The organism is Pseudoalteromonas sp. Z1A8, from assembly GCF_011378855.1.
Lineage (GTDB): Bacteria > Pseudomonadota > Gammaproteobacteria > Enterobacterales > Alteromonadaceae > Pseudoalteromonas.
Map to the genome: position 1 here is coordinate 38,574 of NZ_WTLB01000004.1, position 17,088 is coordinate 55,661.

Annotated in this window: 17 protein-coding genes; 3 read left to right on the forward strand and 14 right to left on the reverse strand. The window is 40.9% G+C overall.

The annotated features are described in order from the left end of the window. From GQR55_RS02665 to mraZ, 12 genes are read right to left on the reverse strand one after another with little or no spacing between them, the layout of a single operon-like run. Complete coding sequence (locus tag GQR55_RS02665) at positions 1-921, reverse strand: D-alanine--D-alanine ligase (protein ID WP_024592944.1); 921 nt, start codon at positions 919-921, stop codon at positions 1-3. Beyond that, on the reverse strand, positions 918-2,369 hold the full coding sequence (gene murC / locus GQR55_RS02670) for a UDP-N-acetylmuramate--L-alanine ligase (RefSeq protein WP_002957994.1): 1,452 nt from the start codon (positions 2,367-2,369) through the stop codon (positions 918-920). The genes GQR55_RS02665 and murC overlap by 4 nt, the downstream gene beginning before the upstream one ends. After that, positions 2,370-3,446, reverse strand: a complete 1,077-nt coding sequence (gene murG, locus GQR55_RS02675) for an undecaprenyldiphospho-muramoylpentapeptide beta-N-acetylglucosaminyltransferase (RefSeq protein WP_166419351.1) — start codon at positions 3,444-3,446, stop codon at positions 2,370-2,372. Continuing rightward, the gene (ftsW, locus tag GQR55_RS02680; RefSeq protein ID WP_007582927.1) at positions 3,443-4,618 is read right to left on the reverse strand and encodes a cell division protein FtsW; all 1,176 of its coding nucleotides are present in this window, start codon (positions 4,616-4,618) and stop codon (positions 3,443-3,445) included. The genes murG and ftsW overlap by 4 nt, the downstream gene beginning before the upstream one ends. Beyond that, the gene (gene murD / locus GQR55_RS02685) at positions 4,615-5,949 is read right to left on the reverse strand and encodes a UDP-N-acetylmuramoyl-L-alanine--D-glutamate ligase (protein ID WP_166419352.1); all 1,335 of its coding nucleotides are present in this window, start codon (positions 5,947-5,949) and stop codon (positions 4,615-4,617) included. The genes ftsW and murD overlap by 4 nt, the downstream gene beginning before the upstream one ends. Further along, positions 5,950-7,032, reverse strand: coding sequence for a phospho-N-acetylmuramoyl-pentapeptide-transferase (gene mraY, locus GQR55_RS02690; protein ID WP_166377013.1), 1,083 nt, complete (start codon positions 7,030-7,032; stop codon positions 5,950-5,952). Further along, positions 7,026-8,414, reverse strand: coding sequence for a UDP-N-acetylmuramoyl-tripeptide--D-alanyl-D-alanine ligase (gene murF / locus GQR55_RS02695; RefSeq protein ID WP_166419353.1), 1,389 nt, complete (start codon positions 8,412-8,414; stop codon positions 7,026-7,028). The genes mraY and murF overlap by 7 nt, the downstream gene beginning before the upstream one ends. Continuing rightward, complete coding sequence (gene murE / locus GQR55_RS02700; protein ID WP_166419354.1) at positions 8,411-9,889, reverse strand: UDP-N-acetylmuramoyl-L-alanyl-D-glutamate--2,6-diaminopimelate ligase; 1,479 nt, start codon at positions 9,887-9,889, stop codon at positions 8,411-8,413. Before murE ends, murF begins: the two co-directional genes overlap by 4 nt. Continuing rightward, entirely contained in the window at positions 9,882-11,699 is a 1,818-nt protein-coding gene (locus GQR55_RS02705; protein WP_166419355.1) for a penicillin-binding transpeptidase domain-containing protein, read from the reverse strand. Before GQR55_RS02705 ends, murE begins: the two co-directional genes overlap by 8 nt. Further along, positions 11,696-12,022 carry a cell division protein FtsL gene (gene ftsL / locus GQR55_RS02710; RefSeq protein ID WP_007582915.1) on the reverse strand — a complete coding sequence of 109 codons (327 nt, stop codon included), beginning with the start codon at positions 12,020-12,022 and terminating at the stop codon, positions 11,696-11,698. Before ftsL ends, GQR55_RS02705 begins: the two co-directional genes overlap by 4 nt. After that, a complete protein-coding gene (gene rsmH / locus GQR55_RS02715) occupies positions 12,019-12,957 on the reverse strand; it encodes a 16S rRNA (cytosine(1402)-N(4))-methyltransferase RsmH (RefSeq protein ID WP_008167099.1) in 939 nt (312 codons plus the stop codon). Before rsmH ends, ftsL begins: the two co-directional genes overlap by 4 nt. A 28-nt stretch (positions 12,958-12,985) precedes the next feature. Continuing rightward, positions 12,986-13,444: a division/cell wall cluster transcriptional repressor MraZ gene (gene mraZ / locus GQR55_RS02720; RefSeq protein ID WP_007582904.1), complete on the reverse strand. Its 459-nt coding sequence runs from the start codon at positions 13,442-13,444 to the stop codon at positions 12,986-12,988. 496 nt (positions 13,445-13,940) lie between these two features. Here mraZ and GQR55_RS02725 point away from each other — a divergent pair, with 496 nt between their 5' ends. Genes GQR55_RS02725 through GQR55_RS02735 form a run of 3 tightly spaced genes read left to right on the forward strand, consistent with a single transcriptional unit; the run spans position 13,941 to position 14,985 of the window. Further along, positions 13,941-14,279 carry a hypothetical protein gene (locus GQR55_RS02725; RefSeq protein ID WP_010554292.1) on the forward strand — a complete coding sequence of 113 codons (339 nt, stop codon included), beginning with the start codon at positions 13,941-13,943 and terminating at the stop codon, positions 14,277-14,279. A gap of 6 nt (positions 14,280-14,285) precedes the next feature. Further along, a complete protein-coding gene (locus tag GQR55_RS02730; protein ID WP_024590208.1) occupies positions 14,286-14,732 on the forward strand; it encodes a hypothetical protein in 447 nt (148 codons plus the stop codon). 10 nt (positions 14,733-14,742) lie between these two features. Beyond that, on the forward strand, positions 14,743-14,985 hold the full coding sequence (locus GQR55_RS02735) for a hypothetical protein (protein ID WP_007582895.1): 243 nt from the start codon (positions 14,743-14,745) through the stop codon (positions 14,983-14,985). A 3-nt stretch (positions 14,986-14,988) separates the two neighbouring features. Here GQR55_RS02735 and GQR55_RS02740 read toward each other — a convergent pair whose 3' ends face one another. Together GQR55_RS02740 and GQR55_RS02745 are read right to left on the reverse strand one after the other, a co-directional pair. After that, positions 14,989-15,963, reverse strand: coding sequence for a glutathione S-transferase family protein (locus GQR55_RS02740; RefSeq protein ID WP_166419356.1), 975 nt, complete (start codon positions 15,961-15,963; stop codon positions 14,989-14,991). A gap of 21 nt (positions 15,964-15,984) precedes the next feature. Beyond that, positions 15,985-16,827 carry a pirin family protein gene (locus GQR55_RS02745; RefSeq protein ID WP_166419357.1) on the reverse strand — a complete coding sequence of 281 codons (843 nt, stop codon included), beginning with the start codon at positions 16,825-16,827 and terminating at the stop codon, positions 15,985-15,987. Between the last annotated feature and the right edge of the window lie 261 nt (positions 16,828-17,088).

Below are 17,088 nucleotides of genomic sequence, written 5' to 3' on the forward strand. Positions count from 1 at the left end.
TTAAAGCGTTTGCTCTAAAATGCGAACAACTAATTGTTCAAAAGTTGCCCCATTCGCTTTTGCTGCCATTGGCACTAACGACTTTTCAGTCATGCCAGGTACTGTATTTACTTCAAGCAGGTAAAAGTTACCTTGCTCGTCTTGCATCGCATCAACACGGCCCCAACCACTTGCGCCCACTAAATCAAATGCATCTAGCGATATAGCTTGTAAGTACTTAGTATCTTGCTCTGATAAATCTGCAGGGCAATGATACTGCGTTGTATTTGATTGATACTTAGCTTGGTAATCGTAAAAACCATTTGGTGTCGTCATCTCGATGACTGGTTGTACTTCATCGCCAAGCACTGTAACTGTGAATTCACGTCCCGTGATCCACTGCTCTACAAGCACTTGATTATCAAACTTAAATGCATTAGCTAGTGCGTCTTCAAGTTCTTGTGCTGTACTTGCTTGCGCCATACCTATGCTTGAGCCTTCGTGCGATGGCTTAACCATTACCTTTTTAAACTCACCCATAATAGCTGCAGCATCAAAGCCTTTTTTAGCGTCAACTACGGTATAAGGTGCAGTGCTTAAACCCGCTGATTTAAATAAGTGCTTACAACGTACTTTATCCATAGCAAGTGCTGAACCCAGTACATTACTGCCCGTGTAAGGCAGGTTCATAAACTCAAGCGCACCTTGTACAGTTCCGTCTTCGCCACCACGACCATGCAAAGCAATAAAAACGCGCTCTACATTTAATTCTTTTAACTCCCATAAAGAACGACTTTGCGGGTCAAATGCAATAGCATCAATGCCACTATTTTGCAGCGCATTTAAAACAGCCTGACCCGATCGTAAAGACACTTCACGTTCTGCTGAGTTACCACCTAGCAGTACCGCTACTTTACCAAATTGTGTGTTTACCTGAGTCATACTTCACCTTGCTTAAGTTTTTCTATCGACATACCCGTCGCAGCTAATGTTTTAACTAACTGACCTATATTACCAGCGCCTTGGGTTAATACTAAATCATTATTTTGTAAATTTGCGGCCAAAACGCCTGCAAGCTCTGCATTTGTTGCTACATGTAGCGGCTCTTTGCCACGTTGACGAAGGCTACGGCATAAGCTTTTGCTATCTGCGCCAACAATTGGATCTTCACCAGCGCTATACACATCAAGCAATAGCAACTGATCTACATCAGCAAGTACTTTTACAAAATCTTCGTATAAGTCGCGTGTACGAGAAAATCTATGAGGTTGATATACCATTACTAAACGCTTATCAGGCCAACCTTCACGTACTGCTGCAATTGTTGCTGCAACTTCTGAGGGATGATGCCCGTAATCATCAACTAACATCACATTGCCACGCTCGTTTTCAAATTCACCATAGTGTTGAAAACGACGACCAATACCTTCAAACTTCTGCAGCGCTTCTAAAATTGCATGATTCGCAATGTTTTGATCTTTTGCCACAGCAATCGCAGCGGTTGCATTAAGTGCGTTGTGTCTACCTGGCATATTCAACGTGGCAGTTAAACACTCACCTTGTTTGTTAGTTACTGTAAATGTGCATGTATTAGCTGATTGGCTAAAGTCGCTCATGCGGTAATCAGCATCCTTCGATTCACCATACGTGATAACTGGGCGACCAAAACGCGGTATTAGCTCAGCTGCAACTTCAGAATCAATACATACAACAGCTAAACCATAAAACGGCAAGTTATGAATGAAATCTACATACGTGTCTTTCATTTTTTCAAGACTGCCGCCATAAGTATCCATGTGATCTTCTTCAATATTTGTGATCACCGATACCATTGGCTGTAAGTGTAAAAACGACGCATCGCTTTCATCAGCTTCTGCAATTAAAAAATCACTTTTGCCTACTTTTGCGTTACTACCTGCGCTATTTAACAAGCCACCAATAATAAAGGTTGGATCAAGCCCTGCTTGTCCATAAATACTCGCAATTAAGCTTGTTGTCGTTGTTTTACCATGCGTCCCCGCAATTGCTATACCGTGGCGAAAACGCATTAATTCAGCCAACATTTCTGCGCGGCGCACAACGGGGACTCTTGCGGCTTTAGCTGCAATAATTTCAGGATTTGTTTCATCAATCGCACTTGAAACAACGACTACATTGGCATCTTTCACGTTATTTTCATGATGGCCAATAAATACTTCTGCACCGGCTTTAATTAAACGATCTGTCATAGCGCTATGGGCAATGTCAGAACCTGTAATACGGTAGCCTTCAAAAGCGAGTACTTCAGCAATACCGCCCATACCTGCTCCACCAATACCAATAAAGTGAATGGTTTCTATTCGGCGCATTGCAGGACGTGTGTGTTTTTCTTGTACTGACGTTTCTTTCACTTATTTTCTCTTATTTGTTACTTGCTCACAGTGCGTTGCTACGCTTGCTGTGGCATCTAAAATGGCTTGTTTTTTTGCATTTGTAGCCATTTCAGTAATTAATGAAGGTTGGGCTAAATACGGGCTTAATAGTTCAAAAATTGATTGTTTATTAAACTGCCCTTGTGGCATTAATAATGCGCCATTAGCCATCACTAAATATTGTGCGTTCGCTGTTTGATGGTCGTCCACAGCATGGGGAAACGGAACAAAAACGGCCATTTTACCTGCAGCTGCAATTTCGCTAACAGTTAACGCACCAGCACGGCAAACAACAATGTCGGCCCAGCTATACGCTGCGTCCATATCATCAATAAATTCAGCTATTTTTGCATTACTGCCTGTAAAAGCATGCATTTTATAAGCGGCTTCTACGGTAGTTAAATGACCCTTACCTGTTTGATGCCATACACTTATTGGAGCTGTATTATTTAGTGCTTTAAATGCTTCTGGTAATGTTTGATTAAGCACTTGTGCACCAAGCGAGCCGCCCACTACTAAAATATTAATAGGGCTTGATACATCGCGTTTGGCTATATTCATAACGCTTTGGCGAACTGGGTTACCTACTAGCTCGGCTTGACCCTGTGCAAAAGCACTTGGAAATGCAGCTAATACTCGTGTAGCCACCTTAGCTAGCAGTTTATTGCTCATACCCGCTACAGCGTTTTGCTCGTGAATAACCAGCGGGATACCTAAACTTTTTGCGGCAATTCCCGTTGGACCCGTAACATAACCGCCCATTGCAAGTACTACATCAGGACGCTGTTCTTTCAATACCTTACGCGCCTGCAATACTGCATTAATTACCATGAATGGGGCTTTAATAAGACGCTTTAATCCGTTACCACGAACACCTTTAACGTTAATAAAATCAATATCTATATTGTGCTTAGGTACAACGCTCGCTTCCATTCGATCTGGTGTGCCGATCCAGCTAACTTGCCAGCCCTGCTGTTTTAAATAATCGGCTACTGCAATACCGGGAAAAATGTGTCCGCCAGTTCCACCAGCCACTACTACTAATTTTTTACTCATCGCTTACCTCCGCGTGAGGTGGCTTGTTTGGTTGCCATTTTGGTTTCAAAATCTACGCGTAATAAAATACCCGTGGCAATCGTCATAATTAATAAGCTTGAGCCGCCATAAGAAATAAACGGCAGGGTTAAACCCTTCGTCGGTAAAATACCCGCGCTCGCACCTACATTCACCATGGTTTGAAATGCAAACCAAATACCAATAGCAAATGAAAAGTAGCCTTCGTATTCCTTGCCGCACTTAAGGGCTTGTTGGCCTATTAATAAGGCTCTAAATACTAAAGTAGCTAATACAGTTAAAATACTTACAACGCCTATTAAGCCAAGTTCTTCACCTATAACGGCAAAAATAAAATCGTTATGTGCTTCAGGTAAATATTGTAGCTTTTGTACACTGTTACCTAAGCCTTGGCCAAACCAACCCCCCTGGCTATATGCCATTAGCGATTGCACCAACTGATAACCCTTTCCAAAAGGATCATCCCAAGGGTCTAAAAAGCCTACAACACGCGCCATACGATATGGTTCAACAATAATAAGTAATACAACCAGACCAACGCCCGTTAAAATAAGTACAAAAAACTGCCATAACTTAGCACCAGCTAAAAACAATAAACCAACCGTTGTTACAAACATAACAACCACTGTGCCTAAATCTGGCTGCAGCAGAATAAGCAGTGCATACACTGCAAATACAGCAATTGGCTTTGCAAAGCCTTTAATATTTTCTTGTACTTCTTCGCGTTTTCTTACCAAATAACCCGCAATATAACTAAAAAAGTACAACTTAGCGGCCTCAGCCACCTGAAAACCAACAGGTCCAATAGGTATCCATCGTTTAGCGCCGTTTACTTCACGCCCAATAATCAATACCGCTATTAATAGCACCATACCTAGTATTAATAGATAAGGGTTTGATCGTTTCCACCACTCCATTGGCACACAAACACTTATCCAAAAAAGCACAAAAGCCATTGCCAAAAACATGCTGTGGCGAATGGTAATATGGTACGGGTCATCAAATAACCGCTCTGCGGTAGGCATTGATGCGCTGGTCACCATGATAAAACCAACACCAATGAGCATTATTACGCAGTACAATAGCGGTACATCGTATAACTGCGCCGAAGGCTTAGGTGTTAATGCGTCTCTTATATCGGCAAAAGCAATCATAACGCCCCTGCCATTACACACTGAACAAAGTCATCACCGCGTTGCATATAGTTGTTATACATATCAATACTGGCACATGCGGGTGCTAATAAAACAATATTGCCTGTACTACTAAGTACTTTGGCCAAAGTAACGGCTTCTTCCATATTGTTAGTTAAATAACTCTTATTGGTAATCGCAGCTAAGTCACTTGCATCTTTACCAAAACAAATTAATGCTTTTACATGCTGTTCTATGTAAGGTTTAAGCGCATTTAAATCAGCGCCTTTGGCATCGCCACCAGCAATAACAATCAGATTTTCACCGTCACTAGCTAAACTATCTATTGCAGCAATGGTCGCTCCAACATTAGTTGCCTTTGAATCGTTAAAATACTTTACACCGTTAAGCTCAGCTACAAATTGGCAGCGATGAGCCAACCCATTAAATTGACCTAACGCATTTTTATATTGCTCTTTGCTTACTTCAAACGGACTTAAGAGCGCCATTACTGCAAGCGTATTTAAATAATTGTGCTTACCCACTACCGCAAGTGTATCAACAGGTAAAAAGGCATCGCCTTTAACCATAAAGTGAGTTTCGCCATTGTGCTGCGCTAAATGGTAATCACCTTGTTGAGCACCAAAGCTAATTAGAGGAGCCGTACCACGCTCAACAGGATGTGTTTGACTATCGTCTGCATTGACAACAATAAGCTCTGCGAAATTATAAATACTAAGCTTTGAGTCTATATAAGCTTGGTAACTGTCGTAGCGGTCAAGATGATCTTCAGACACATTTAATACCGTTGCACTTACTGGTTTTAAACTCGTTGTGGTATCTAGCTGAAAACTCGATAACTCAAGCACATACACATCAAAATCATCATTGAGTAAATCAAGTACCGCTGTGCCAATATTCCCACCCAAAGCAACTTTATAGCCGGCTTCTTTTAACACTTCATAAGCGAGCGTAACCACGGTTGATTTACCGTTAGAGCCCGTTACTGCAACAACAGGTTTTGAATTAATACGTGCAAATAACTCAACGTCGCCAATCACTTCAACACCTGCGTTAATTGCATTTGCAACAGCTGGTATTTTTAAGCTAAGCCCAGGGCTTATAATAATCATATCGCTTGAACAAAGCTCTGCGTCATCCAAATTACCGAAGTGGGTATCTAGAGTTGGCGCGTGCTCTTTTAACCAATCAATCCCCGGCGGGGTTACTCGGCTATCAACGACCTTTGGTGTTAGCCCATGAGATAATAGAAAACGCACAATGCCCAGACCGGTTACACCGAGTCCGAGCACTGTTATTTGTTTGTTTTTTATCTCGTTTAAATACTGCATTTATCGAATCTTTAAAGTAGCTAAGCCAGCAAGCACTAGCACAACAGAAATAATCCAAAAGCGCACAATAACGCGAGGTTCTGGCCAACCTTTTAATTCATAATGATGATGAATTGGCGCCATTCTAAAAATGCGTTGTCCGCGTAATTTATACGACCCCACTTGTAATATCACCGATAGTGCTTCCATTACAAATACACCGCCCATAATAATAAGCAGTAACTCTTGGCGTACTAAAACAGCAATAATACCTAATGCGCCACCAAGTGCTAATGAGCCAACATCGCCCATAAATACTTGTGCTGGGTAAGTGTTAAACCATAAAAAGCCAAGCCCTGCGCCCACAATGGCAGTACATACAACCACAAGCTCACTCGCCAGCGGTAAATGTGGAATATGTAAGTAAGCCGAAAAGTTAATATTACCTGTTAAGTAAGCAATAATTGCCAATGCCGAAGCCACTAAAATAATTGGCACAATCGCCAAGCCATCTAAACCATCGGTCAGGTTTACCGCGTTTGATGTACCTACTATGGCAAAATACGTAAGCACGATATAAAACAAACCTAATTGCGGTAATACGTCTTTAAAAAATGGAACAACAAGTGATGTTTCAGATGCTTGTGCACTGGTAAAATACAAAGCAGTGGCTACAACTAATGCAATGACCGATTGCCAAAAGTACTTCCATTTAGCAATTAAACCTTTTGGATCTTTACGAATAACTTTACGGTAATCATCAACAAAGCCAACAATACCTAAAGAGCCAATTACAAACAGTGTTGCCCATACGTATTTATTTGATAAATCAGCCCAAAGTAGCGTGCTGGTAAAAATGGCCGCTAAAATAAGTAAGCCGCCCATAGTCGGCGTACCCGACTTAGATAAATGCGATTGCGGACCGTCGTCTCGAACTGTTTGGCCTATTTGCATACGTTGCAAACTACGGATTAATTTAGGCCCTAAATAAAGAGACATAATTAGCGCAGTTAAAATACCTAAAATGGCACGTAGCGTTAAATACGAAAAAACATGAAAACCACTAAAATACTGTGTTAAATACTCTGCCAGCCAAACTAACATTTTGATACTCCATTGATGGCTTGTTGCTGGCCATTAACTAAATCGGTTATTAATAATTCCATGCGAGAACTGCGCGATCCTTTCACTACTATTGTTGTTTTTGTATTCACTTTATTAATACTGTCTTGAATTTTTTGCTGCATCTGTTCACGGCTCGAAAAATGGCGATTAGGTAGCTCAAACACATCACTTGCGTATTTACTTAATACACCTAATGTAAATAACTCATCAATCCCTTGCTCAAGTGCATACTCGCCCACTTCTTGATGGTACTTACGTGCGTCTTCACCTAGCTCACCCATATCTCCGAGTGCTAAAATGCGGTGACCTTGCATATCACTTAACAAGTCGATTGCAGCCTTTACCGACTTAACATTGGCATTATAGGTATCATCAACCACGGTCAGTAAATCAGACACTTCAATTAAATTAACGCGCCCTTTTACATCACCCATTGTGGCAAGTGCGTTGGCTATTTCTTCAAGGGTTACGTTAAATTCACTGGTCAGTGCAGCAGCGATAAGTGCATTACTAATATTGTGCTTACCCGGAAGTGCCAAAGTAACAGGTACTTGCTTGTTTTTAGTGCAAAGCGTAAAGCTTGCACGCGCATTGGCATCAAGCGTGATGTTCTCTGCCCAAATATCTAGTTTTTCAGTTGTAGAAAAACGTTTAACATTACGCCCTTCAAGCTTATCTAACCAATATTGGCTAAATTCACTATCGCAGTTAACAATCGCAACACCATCATCTTTAAGGCCATCAAAAATCTCACCTTTAGCTTTTGCGACGCCCATTAAACTACCAAAACCTTCTAAGTGGGCTGCTGCAACATTACATACAACGGCTACATCTGGTTTTGTCATTGCAGTAGTGTAAGCAATTTCACCTAAGTGATTTGCACCTAGCTCAATCACCGCAAAGCGATGTTGAGGCTCTAAACGCAGTAACGTAAGTGGTACGCCAATATCATTATTAAAATTACCTTTAGTAGCTAATACATCACCGTGAACCGACAAAATTGCTGCACACATTTCTTTTACGGTGGTTTTGCCTACACTCCCTGTAATTGCTATTGTTTTAGGCGCCACTTGCGCCATAACAGCAGTACCAATTACACCTAGCGCAATACGTGTATCGCTTACTATAAATTGTGGAATATCGACATCTACTTTGTGCTGAACAATAACGCCAATAGCGCCTTTTTGTTTAGCCTCAGCTATAAATTTATGGCCATCAAAATTTGGCCCTTTAAGTGCTAAAAACACCTCGCCTTCACACACTGTGCGAGTATCAGTATTTATATTAAGCACGTGTTGATTATCACCTTGATAATCGGTTGTTAGCACATTAGCTAACCAATCAAAATCCATTGGGATCATTGTGTTATCCCTCTTACTGCTTTTTTTAGTTGTTCTTGTACATAACGGCGATCGCAAAAGTCGATGCGCTTATCGCCTATAATTTGATAATCTTCGTGGCCTTTGCCTGCAATCAAAATAACGTCATCTGCAGTCGCGTTTTCAATAGCAAAACGAATTGCAGTTGCTCTATCAGCTTCCAAATGTGCGTTTTGTGGATGGGTTAAACCCGCTGCCACATCTGCAATAATGTCATCAGGATTTTCTGAGCGAGGATTATCACTGGTAATAATCACTTTATTCGCATTTTGCTCTGCAGCTTGCGCCATTAATACGCGCTTACCTTTATCTCTGTCACCACCGCAACCAAATACACAACTTACACCACCTGGCACATGCTGCTGCAATGCTTGTAACGCAAGGGCAAGTGCATCGGGCGTATGGGCGTAATCAACAACACACGTTGGCATACCTGCTTGACTAAATGCTTGCATTCGACCAGCGACTGGCTGTAACTGCGCACAACCTGCAACTAATTGCTCAAGCGGATAACCTAGCCCTAGTAATGTAGCGAGCGCTGCCGTTAAGTTATATAGGTTGAATTCGCCATACAGAGGCGATTTAATTGAAATATCACCCCAACTTGTCGATAACTGAGCCGAAATACCTTCACTGGAATATTTCACATCAGAAAAGTAAACATATTGACTGTTTTTAGGGGCTAAGTTTTTACGCCCATAACAAATTAGGTTATTAAAATCATACTTTTCGAGCCATTGCTCAGCTTGAGAATCATCTTGATTAAGCACTACAACTTGCGGCTCAAAGTCGCGGAAAAGCATTAGTTTCGCATCACCGTAACTTGCCATATCACCATGGTAATCTAAGTGATCGCGCGAAAGATTAGTAAATACAGCCGCTTTAAACGCGCATTTAGCAACACGTTGCTGCACTAACCCATGAGATGATACTTCCATGGCTACTAGCTTTTTATGCTGCGAATTTAAATCACTCAAAATATGTTGTAAATCAACCGCAGAAGGCGTGGTATTAATCAGTGGAATTAAATTATCAGGGTGGCCGTAACCTAAAGTCCCTATAATGGCCGACTCTGTACTACAAAATTGCGCCAAGTGAGCAATCATTGCTGTCGTGGTCGATTTACCGTTTGTACCTGTCACGCCAATTAAATCAAGAGCCTGACTTGGCTGGCTATAAAAGCGACTTGCTAATTCTGGAAGCTTTTTATCAAGCTCCGAAACTAAATATAGTGGCTCAAAACTTGTTTCAAATTCACATAATCTGTCAGCAATAATAGCTGTTGCGCCATTTTCAATTGCTTTATTAATAAATTGTCCGCCATCAAGTGCATGGCCTTTAATAGCAACAAATACATCACCTGGCGTTACTTCACGACTATCAAGGCGTAAATGTTTTACCAGCTGCGAGGGCGCATCTATTTCGATGTATTTTAAAATGTCCTTTAAATCACGCATCGTTGTCCTTACCTTTTACGTACGCAACCTCTTCCTTGTCAGGCGCTACGTTTAATATTCTTAATGCGTTAGAGATGATTTCTGCAAATGCAGGGCCAGCGGTGGCACCTCCATAGTACACATCACCACCTGGTTCATTAATCATAACTACCACGGCTAAACGAGGATTACTTGCCGGCGCTACACCTGCAAAATAACCTACATATTCATCACCATAACCACCTGCTACGGCTTTTTTAGATGTACCTGTTTTACCAGCTGCACGATACCCATCAACTTTTATGTTGCGAGCAGTACCGTCTTTTTCAAATACACTTTCCATCATGTGGACTACGGCTTCTACGTCTTTTTGTTTAAAAATACGTTCGCCTTCAGGTATATTGTCTTGCTTTAAAATAGTCAGTGGTCGGTTAACTCCACCAGCGCCTAACATGGTATAAAAGCGCGCCATTTGCGCAGTACTTACCGAAATCGCATAACCAAATGATAAAGTGGCAATTTCAAAGTCAGACCAACGACGATTTGGATAAAACAAACCGCTGCTTTCACCTACCATTCCAGTACCAGTATCACTGCCAAATCCTACTTTTTGGTATAAGCCAACAAGGTAATCTTTAGGCACTAACTGAGTAACCTTCGCAACTCCCATGTTTGAGGAGTACTTTAGTATTTCGCGCAGTGTTAGTTCGCCGTGATTACGAGTATCTCTAACTAAACTACCACCTAAACGCATCCAACCTGGGTAGGTATCAATCGTGTCATCTGCCTGAATGGCGCCGTAGTCTAGCCCAGCCAAAATGGCTAGAGGCTTAACAGTTGAGCCTGGTTCAAACAAATCTGTAATTGCGCGGTTACGACGCTTATGAGGTGCAGCATCGCTTAAGTTATTTGGATTAAATGAAGGGCTATTTACCATTGCCAGTACTTCACCGGTTTTAACATCAACTACCATAGCTGAGCCCGATGTGGCTTTATAAGTCAGTACAGCTGATTTTACGGCCTTGTACGCAATGGCTTGAATTCGTTGATCAATGCTTAGCTCTATACTTTCTGGCTCTACACGTTCACGTTCGTCAAGTACTTCTACCTCACGCCCTTGTGCGTCTTTACGAATGGTACGGCGGCCTTCCTCGCCCGTTAAAGCGTTTTCGTATAGCTTTTCAATGCCTTCAATGCCTTTGCCATCGATATTGGTAAAACCAATAACATGCGCGGTAACTTCACCTGCAGGGTAGTAGCGTTTAGATTCATCTAGTAAATGGATACCAGGGAGGCGTAAATCACCAATATAATTTGCTACAGCAGGAGTAACTTGGCGTTTTAAATACACAAAGCGACGCGAAGGATCGTTTAAAAGTCGAGAGTTAATCTTTTTAGGATCAATACGCAGCACATCGGCAAGCTCGCGCCAGCGTAAATCGTTTTTATAATAAAGAGCAGTACGCTTATCAAGTTCAGCAGTGTTTTCAGTTAAAGATAAGTGATCTTCGCCGCTTTTACGTGCTTGTTTGATTACTTTAGTGACAAGCGACTTATGCAATGCTTTAGGGTCTGCATATACGCTCACAACCGGCACACTTACCGCTAGTTCTTTACCATTACGGTCAAAAATCATTCCGCGTTGCACATGCAGTTTTTCAACACGCACCGTGCGTTTATCACTTTCTGAACGTGCTTTATCAGGTTCTATCACTTGTAAATAAGCAGCGCGAGATACGAGTGTTACAAACACCATAAACACAACTGTACACACCAGCATAAAGCGCCATGTGATTAAATTAGTGACTGGTTTTTTGCCTCTATTTCTCATTGTACTATTATTACCTGCTCATCTTGACTCGTAGGTCGTTTCATTTTTAATTGTGATATAGCAACTTCTTCAATGCGTGCATGTTGCGAATAAAATTCTTCTTCAACAAGTAAGTAGCGCCACTCTAAATCGAGTTCATCACGTTCTTGTAATAATTGATCTTGCTTTATAAGTTGCCCACGAGCTAAATGTGTTGTTTGCACAACAGCTAAACTAGAAGCGAATATCACAACCAACAAGGCCGAGGTTAGCTTGTTAGCACCTAGGCCTTTTAATATTTCAAAGAATAAATTGGGTTGACGATAGCTCGCTTTTTTACTCATCCCAACCTCTGTGCAATCCTAAGTACAGAACTACGAGAACGTGGATTACGTTCTACTTCAACAGTACTTGGCTTAATAGCCTTACCCACTGCTTTTAACGTCAGGTTTTTATTTATTTGTGCATCAGTTAAAGGCAGACCTCTGGGTAACACTTCTCCCCTACTCTGTTTTCTAATAAACTGTTTTACAATACGATCCTCTAGTGAGTGAAACGAAATCACCACTAAACGTCCGCCTGGCTTTAGCACTTTAACTGCAGACTGTAGCGCTGTTTGAATCTCTTCAAGCTCGCTATTAATGTAAATACGAATCGCCTGAAAAGTACGTGTTGCAGGGTGCTTAAACTTATCTTTTACAGGTACTGCTTCATCAACAAGGTCAGCAAGTTGCTTGGTTGTTGTGATTGGCGTGTGCTCACGAACTTCGAGTACTTTGTGTGCAATGCGTTTACCAAACTTTTCTTCGCCCAGTTTTTTAATTACGTGGGTAATATCATCTAACTCGGCTTCTGCTAACCACTGTGCAGCACTGCGACCTGTTGTTGGGTCCATACGCATATCAAGTGGCCCATCTTTCATAAAACTAAAACCACGCGCAGCGTCATCCAGTTGTGGCGACGAGACACCAATGTCTAATAAAATGCCATCCACTTTACCAATTAGATCGTTCTGCTCTGCTACTTCGTATAAATTTGAAAAACGAGTATGTGCAATCGCAAAACGTGGATCATCAGCAAATTTTTCGGCTGATTGTATCGCTTGTGGATCTTGGTCAATTGCTTGCAGGCGACCTTCATCACCTAGGCGTGCTAAAATTTGTCCAGAGTGGCCGCCACGTCCAAACGTACCATCCATGTATATACCGTCTGGCTTAATTGCGAGGGCATCGATGGTTTCGTCCATTAATACGGATACGTGTTCAAATTGCGCTGTCATTAGCTATTATTTGCCTTTTTTTGTGCTGTTAGAGTGTAAAATTATCTAAATCTTGGTTAGGTTCAAAATCACCAAGCCTTTCAAGCTCAGTATCTTGCTGCATTTGCTCGTGCCAACGCGCCTCATCCCAAATTTCAAATTTATTCATCAAACCAACTAGCATGATTTTTTTGCCAAGTGATGCATGAGCCCTCAGTGACGGCGCAAGCAAAATTCGACCATTTTTATCAAGTTGATATTCAGTAGCATTCCCGAGCAACATACGCTGCATTCGACGGGCTCGTGGGTTCATATTGGAGATTTTAGCTAAACGGCTTTCTATTTCTAGCCACTCAGCCAGCGGATACAACCATAAACACGGCTCATTTAATGCGACGGTACAAATAACCGTTCCCTGATCTTCAGACAATAGAGATTCTCGGTACTTAGTCGGTACCGCAAAACGCCCCTTATCATCCAAACTCAGTGAACTCGCGCCACGAAACATAAAAAACCTACTTTAAAATTGTTTTATTCAACTTTTGTTTATTTTTATCCAGTGTGATCCACTAAAAACCACTTTTTACCACAGTGCTCCAGTTTAGGGCTTGACAAGCCATTTTGTCAAGTAAGCTGACCAGCTTTAGTAAGTCCCAAAGCTAGAAAAAATAAGGGCTCAAGCGAAGCGTTTGAATTACGTGGGAAAAAGTGGGATTGTGATGAAAAAAATATCTATTCTGTTTTTTATAACTTTCTGTTTACACGCTTTGCTTACTGAATAACCAATGAATATTTACAACTTTTTAAGCATTTTTACTCCCTTTGTAAAATTTACCTAACCGTGTAGTAATAGTTACTGTTTACTTTAAATTACCAAATATGAAAAGTTACATACAAACAATAAAAGACAATAAACTCAACAACTTAAAATAAATAACAGTTTTGGTTTAATCATTGCATCATCTAAATCACTATTTAAATTTTTAACTTATTAAGGATTGATTATGGCTACTGCAACAAATACGAAACCAAACACAACTTCAGATGTTAAGCCTGACGTTAAACTAACAAATACTGAATCACCTCTTACAGAGAAAGCAACATCAGCAGCGCACGATGCGGTAGATGCACTTTCTAGCAAAGCAGCAACAGCTGAAAGCAGTGTTCGTAAAGGCGCTTCGAGTTCAGCAGAAGCACTAAGCGAAAAACAACTTATTGCACGCGAAAAGTTAAGTGAATGTACAGCTAAAACCCGTGCATTTGCTTCTGAAAATCCATTAGCAACCGCGGGTATTGCTTTTGCTGCGGGTATGCTGATTACATCACTATTTCGTCGTAAGTAATCAGTGATGAATAACCCACAAACAAGCGCAGCCAAGGATGGTGAAGCGCAAAACCAAACAACTGAGCAGCAGAGCCAAAAGGACGATTGGCAAGATCATATTGCAAAGCTTTTAGAGTACTCTAAGCAGCTCAAGGATGATTACCAAACTCAAGGAAAGATCACCCATCAGCTTGCTAAAGCTGAATGGCGGTTATCGCTTAGATCGCTTGCATTGATCACTATATTTTTAGGCTGTTTTGCCAGTGGTTTGGTTTTGTTGTGGGCAGGATTTCTAGGTGCTGTTGGATACGGTGTATATGATCTTTTTGGGTCAGTATGGCTAAGTATTGCAACAGCTACTTTGCTGCAAGTTGCTTGTTTAGCATGGCTTTGGAAAAATACGGTTTACCTAAGCAATAAAATTGGCTTTAGTAAAACACTTAAAAGCTTAAAACAACTGTTTAACTTATAAGGAAATTAATATGTTGGTTAACTACTTAATTAAAGCACCTAATGAAAACGTTGATGCTCTGAGTAAGCAAATGGATACGCGCAGTGAGTTAAAACGCCAACATCATGCAGCGTTTCAATATAGACTAAAGCGTTTTGCCGCAACTAAAGTGGGACTAACAAGTGCCTTTTTAGCCGGCGCAGCTGTACAAGCAGGGAAAGGCGAAACCAGCTTGGTAAGAAAATACGGCTGGCTTGTTAGGCTGTTTGCTTAAACGCTAAACATTTCTACCGTGATCAGATAAGTAATCAATACTTGGACCACTTGGCACAACTTGTGTTGGGTTGATCATTGTGTGACTAAAGTAGTAATGACGCTTAATATGATAAAAATCAACTGTCTGTGCTACTCCCTTAACCTGGTATAGCTCTCTGAGGTATCCGCTCAGTGCAGGATAGCTTTCAATTGTGCGTAAATTACATTTAAAGTGACCAACGTACACACTATCAAACCGAATGAGAGTGGTGAATAATCGCCAATCTGCCTCTGTGAGTTCATTTGTGGCTAAATAACGCTGCTTTCTCAGTATCCCCTCTACTGTATCGAGTGCTTTAAATACATCATTAAATGCCTCTTCATACGCATCCTGAGTTGTTGCGAACCCTGTACGATAAACACCATTATTTATACTTGGATAAATCAACGCGTTTAATTCATCAATTTTTGGTTGCAGCGCCTCAGGGTAGTAGTCATCGTTATTACCTGTTAACTCATTAAACGCACTATTGAACATACGTATAATATCGGCAGACTCATTACTGACAATTTTATTGAGCTTTTTATCCCACAATACGGGAACGGTTACTCGCCCGGAGTACTTTGGATTATTTTTTGTATAAACTTGATGTAAGTAGTTACTATTAAATAAAGCATCACCAGTACTGTGGTTTTGCGTATCAAAAGCCCAACCACTATTAAGCATATCAGGACTAACAACCGACACCGTAATTAAATCTTGTAACCCTTTTAATGCTCTAAATATAAGCGTTCGATGCGCCCAAGGACACGCAAGTGACACATATAAATGATACCTGTTCGCTTGAGCTTTAAAACCGGCCTCGCCCGTTATTCCAGCGCTACCATCAACAGTTATCCAGTGACGTAACTGCGCCGCCTCGCGCTCAAACTTACCATTACTTGAATCAGTGTCGTACCATTTATCTTGCCATTGACCGTTAACTAATAATCCCATAAAACTCTCCTAAAAATACCGTTAAATTTTGCCAAACTCGCCGTTTTGATAATCACGCACTGCTTGCTGTACTTCAGCTTGAGTCGTCATTACAAACGGCCCCATATGAGCAATCGGCTGATTAAGTGGATCGCCAGCTAAAACCAAAACACCAGCGCCGTGCTCAGAGCTAATATTAATGTCACTCCCTGGTTCCAAAATAAGTAACTTACCCGCTGGTATTGTTTGATTGTCGCTCATTATTAGTGAGCCGCTATGAATATAGAGCATTATTTTTTGTTGGCTAAGAGGCCCTAAAAAAATGCTTTTACTGGCTGGTAAAGTAATATCAGCAAGCGCCGCATTAGCCGCTAAACTTTGCAAACTACTTGTAAGCGCTTCGCTTTCAAACTGCCACGATCCCGCCAGTGCTTTTAACGTCACACCTTGTGTGTTAGTAAAACTCGGAGCTGGATTTTTCGTCGTATCTTGATAACGTGAATCACGCATTTTTTCTGCACTTGGCATGTTTATCCAAATTTGAAAGCCATGCAAACCGTCAACAGCATCTGCGAGTGGCATTTCACTGTGCATAACACCGCGCCCTGTACTCATCCATTGCACATCGCCTGCTTTAATTGCCTCTCTGTTGCCCATTTGGTCACGATGTTCAAAGCCACCTTTTAGAATATAAGTAAACGTTTCAATTCCTCGGTGCGGGTGTTCAGGAAAGCCTCCCATATAATCTTTTTTGTCGTCTGACTTAAGTTCATCAATCATTAAAAAGGGATCTAAATATTTACCATCAAACCCTGGTATACGACTAATGCTTACGCCGTCGCCATCTTGAGTTGCATAAGCTGTAAGTATTTTTGATATTTTCATTTTTTAATTCACTCGAAAGAATAAGTTGATAGAGTTATTAAATCATTCATTAAACAAAACAACTATGTCTTTAAATCGAGCTAACCATTCTATTTTTTAGAATTTAAAGCTACTGCACATATTATTTATGTATTTAGGACAATGATTTACCTTTTTTAAAATGCCATATTTATAGATAAACACTTAAATATTAATAACTCTTGAATACAACCCTATATATTGTATGGTTATTTTTATCATTATTGACTACAATCATTTTTT